Source organism: Streptomyces sp. NPDC002870 (assembly GCF_042888505.1).
Classification (GTDB): Bacteria; Actinomycetota; Actinomycetes; order Streptomycetales; family Streptomycetaceae; genus Streptomyces.
This window is the reverse complement of record NZ_JBIAPW010000098.1, coordinates 1-1069: the sequence shown is the minus strand read 5'-3', so window position 1 is coordinate 1069 and position 1069 is coordinate 1. Positions and strand designations below refer to the sequence as shown.

At 70.8% G+C, this 1069-nt stretch carries 1 protein-coding gene; it reads left to right on the top strand.

Annotation, left to right across the window (positions count from 1 at the left end):
- Positions 1–966, top strand: a 966-nt coding sequence (locus ACFYWY_RS38220) for a vanadium-dependent haloperoxidase (protein WP_389196140.1), incomplete at its 5' end; no start/stop codon positions are given.
- Between the last annotated feature and the right edge of the window lie 103 nt (positions 967–1069).

Sequence of the window (1069 nt, the reverse complement as noted above, 5' to 3'; positions counted from 1 at the left end):
GACAAGGGCCGCACCTACAACGGCCTGCCCTACGAGGACTACACCGGCTACCGGCCCGTGAACACCGCGGACGAGCTGGCGGACCCCTCGCGCTGGCAGCCGGCCATCGAGCCGCACCGCCGCCGCATCGAGGGGGGGCCGGGCGACAAGGGCGTCTTCACCGCCCAGCGCTTCGCCACCCCGCAGCTGGCTCTGGTCACGCCCCAGACGTACAAGGACCCCAGCGAGTTCGAGCTCCCCGCGCCCGGGCATCTCGACCACACCGACGCCAAGGCGTACAAGAAGGCGGTGGACGAGGTCCTTCAGGCATCGGCGCGGCTCACCGACGAGCAGAAGGTGAAGGCGGAGTTCTTCGAGCACACCCCGCTGTCGGTCACCCTGTCGCCGCGTGCCGCGGCCATGGCGCACGACCTGGACCTGAACGGCTGGGCCCAGCTTTTCCTGGCGGCCTCGGTGGCACGGTTCGACAGCCTGATCGCCGCCTGGCACCACAAACGCGACTACGACTGTGTACGGCCCTTCAGCGCGGTGCGGCACGTGTACGGCAGCGAGGCGGTCACGGCCTGGGGCGGGGTGGGCAACGGCACCGTCGACGACATCCCCGCCGATGAGTGGACCGGCTACCTGCCCGCGGGCAACCACCCCGAGTACCCCTCCGGCTTCACCACCCTGGCCGCCGCCCAGGCACAGGCGGCCCGCAGCTTCCTCGGGGACGACGTCCTGAACTGGACCCACACCTTCCCGGCCGGCTCGGGACAGAAGGAACCGGGAACCGTCCCCGCCACCGACCTCGAACTGACCTGGGCCACCTGGACCGACTTCGAGAAGGACTGCGCACAGAGCCGGGTATGGGCCGGGACCCACTTCCGCAGGACCGTCGAGACCTCACTCGCGTTCGGCGCCCAGTTCGGCGACCTGGCCCACGAGTTCGTCCAGCGTCACATCAACGGCGACGTCAAGGACTGACCGCTTCTTTCCCACCGCGTTCTCTCCCACCGCGGCGGCGGGCACCGGCACCGCAGCCCCCGCCGCGCTCAGCCTCACCCCGCTGGCCACCGGCGAGTCCGGA